Below are 245 nucleotides of genomic sequence, written 5' to 3' on the forward strand. Positions count from 1 at the left end.
CTACGTATGTTTTCCTTATAATCTTTTTTATATCCTTTTATATATCCCCTTAACATCTTATCAAGTTCATCAATATTCTCATTGATTTTAGCCTTTTGCACAGTGGGGATTGCAACCCTTTCTTTCTGCAAGACACTTAAATAACTCTCATTATTTATTATCAAAGCTTTTGTTAAGTCTAAACAGGCATTCGGTCTTGTTTCTGAAGGTATGGAAAAAGTACCATGCTCTACTACACGATTATT

1 protein-coding gene is annotated in these 245 nt (G+C 32.2%); it reads right to left on the minus strand.

From position 1 onward, the window contains the following. Positions 1-245 (minus strand): hypothetical protein (locus tag SB753_RS40295; RefSeq protein ID WP_410805577.1); only part of this gene is annotated, 245 nt, incomplete at both ends.

It is taken from the genome of Paraburkholderia sp. SIMBA_053 (assembly GCF_046534895.1).
Classification (GTDB): Bacteria; Pseudomonadota; Gammaproteobacteria; order Burkholderiales; family Burkholderiaceae; genus Paraburkholderia; species Paraburkholderia caledonica.